Source organism: Microcoleus sp. POL10_C6, from assembly GCF_036701585.1.
GTDB lineage: Bacteria > Cyanobacteriota > Cyanobacteriia > Cyanobacteriales > Microcoleaceae > Microcoleus.
In genome coordinates this window covers 1-2,552 of record NZ_JAUBRB010000131.1, presented here as the reverse complement: position 1 = coordinate 2,552, position 2,552 = coordinate 1, and the positions used below count along the sequence as shown (strand labels likewise).

Sequence of the window (2,552 nt, the reverse complement as noted above, 5' to 3'; positions counted from 1 at the left end):
TATCCTTGCTCTTCGCTGTGCTTATCTCAACGGTCAACTTTCAATTTGATGTATGTGCCAAAGTGAGATGCACCCGGTGACATAGGGAGTGATAGTAATGGGATTTTCATCGCGTAAGGGAACCACAGCCTTTTTTTCCTCATCAAAATATTGGCAACACAGTAGCGCATTTATAGCCCAGGTGTCTCCTGTCTAAAGGAAGAGGGAACAAGTCAATCGATTTTAGATTTTAGATTTTAGATTAAATAATTGAATTGAAAAATTGAAGAAAGCGACTTTACGAATGTATCCGGGGGGCTGAAACAAAAATAAAACCCATTTAATAAAACCCTCCACCTTGCAGTTAGTTGAATATCTGCTTTTTAGTGTTGGGTTTTATTTTACCGCCAAGGCGTATATTGTAGGATTTCAGAGCAAGTTGGTAGTTGCGATATTGGTGCGGGTTTTCACCTCTCAACAAAACTACAAACTTATTTATCCCCTTGCTGATTACATTTTTACAGCGGGGCTAGTCGAAGGTTTAGGCGACTTAATTTCCTGGGAAACTGCACGGGCGCGGAAGAGTTTAGCAACGACTTGTTCACACTTAGACAAATCCGATTCTATCTCTGTCAAAATAGCCGTTGATACCGGATCTGTGAACTTCACCCGCAGGTTGTTGACATCGACAACACCGGTTTGCAACTCACCTAGAGTGCTCCGCAGCAAGAACGTTTCATCGGTTCCTTGCATTGAGGTGTTTAATTTAGCGTATTTGTCAGCAATTTGGGCAGGAATTGAGGGTTTTTCACCAAAATCGTTGAGGCGTTTTTCGAGAGCGAGGATGTGGTTCTGTTTGTTTTGAATCATTTCTCTCAAGAGCGATCGCAAATCGCTGTCTTGGGTTTTTTCCGCATAATTTTGAAATGCTTCGCAAGCATAGCGTTCCCCTGCGAGGGCGGTATTCAAACCTTTAACAATGTCGCCTTGTGTAGAACCTCCCCAACCATTAGCTAATTTCCACCACTCTGCATTTGTGTCAGTTTCTTCTGGCAAACCGACTGCTTGTCCGCCGTAACCGAGGCGAGCCAGAATTGCGGTGGTAAATATTGCTAAATCTCCAGGTTGGCGGGAAGTGATCAAGTTGCCGTCAACTACTAAAGCTTCGTTAATGTAGTTAGCTCCGGCATTAATCATGTCTGTTTTAATTGCCAAGAAACCAGTCGCATTTTTACCTTTCAGCAAGTCGGCTTCAATCAAAAGTTGCGGGCCGTGGCAAACAGCAGCGACTATTTTGCCTTGCTCAAATGCTTCTCGTACAAAACGTACTGTATTGGGATTAGTCCGCATCATATCGGGAGCCATACCGCCGGGAATGACTACTGCATCGAATTCGGCGGGTACTGCTTCAGTGGTAGTTCCGTCAGCTTGCTGGGCAACTTTTCCTTGTTTCCCTGCATACTTTTCGTTTGTCCGCGAACCGAGGACAACTACTTCAAAATTTGCTTGTTTTAAGGCGTTGTAAGGAACTAGAAATTCCGAATCTTCTACTCCATTTTCGATGAGTATGGCAACTCGTTTGGTGTTGGTGCCGTTATCTGTTGTCATAATCAACTTTCCTCAGACTATCTTTTCATCTAACACTAATTCATTTATGATGTTTTTAGCGTCTTGCTAAAGTGATAAATTAGTGAGTTTTAAAAGATATCAGCGTGAGCCTTGAGAGGTATTTTACAGTTATTGTCTCAATGCACATAAGAGGCTCCGTTAATATCGATCGTAGTCCCGGTAGCGTGTGCAGCTAAACCCGACGCTAAAAACGCGATCACATTGGCAACATCTTGAGGAGGAGCGATTTTGCCGATCGGGATATCGCGAATAATATCAGCTTCACCGAACTCCTGAATAAACTGATTAGACATTTCTGTACTGACAAATCCCGGTGCAACTGTAAAAGCCAAAATATTATCAGCCGCAAACCCTCTAGCAATGCTGCGAGTTAAAGCAACAATAGCACCTTTAGAAGCGGCGTAATGCAGATAATTCGGGTCATCTCCCCGAAAAGCAGCGCGACTTGCTATATTAATAATTGTACCGACTCGGCGAGTTTGAAAATGCAGAATAGATTCCCGGCACAAATCGGCAACGGCAACTAAATTTACTTGTAGAGTTTGCTGCCAAGCTGACGACCAAATATCGAATTTGTCCTCGATACCCGCTGACTGCATAATCCCCGCATTATTAACTAAAATATCAATATGACCGCGCCATTTTAAAGCATCTCGCCACAAAGTCGAGGGCGCGTTTTCCACCATAAAATCTGCGGCTAATAAATAACAGCGATCGCGCGCAACACTTGCTGCTATCGCTTCAGCTTCTTTCTGACTGCGAAAGTAATGCAAAATCACCTCAGCCCCAGCATTAACCAGAGTCTGCACCGTCACTGCACCAATCCCTTTCGAGCCACCAGTTACTAAAATTACCTTTCCTGTTAAATCGTAAGGATTCAGGTCTAAATTTGAGGAATTAAAGATGGTTCTTGCAGATCTGGATTAACCATCGCTTTTATAGCT

At 43.3% G+C, this 2,552-nt stretch carries 2 protein-coding genes; both read right to left on the bottom strand.

All coding sequences use genetic code 11. The features are described 5' to 3' along the window. Positions 1-489 precede the first annotated feature (489 nt). Positions 490-1,587, bottom strand: a complete 1,098-nt coding sequence (locus QUA34_RS29935) for a DJ-1/PfpI/YhbO family deglycase/protease (protein WP_333391124.1) — start codon at positions 1,585-1,587, stop codon at positions 490-492. 137 nt (positions 1,588-1,724) lie between these two features. Further along, a complete protein-coding gene (locus QUA34_RS29930) occupies positions 1,725-2,459 on the bottom strand; it encodes an SDR family oxidoreductase (RefSeq protein WP_333391127.1) in 735 nt (244 codons plus the stop codon). Between the last annotated feature and the right edge of the window lie 93 nt (positions 2,460-2,552).

What these genes read in the sequence shown, in the direction of transcription:
- QUA34_RS29935 (WP_333391124.1), bottom strand. Translation starts at nt 1,587, where the DNA reads ATGACAACAGATAACGGCACCAACACCAAACGAGTTGCCATACTCATC.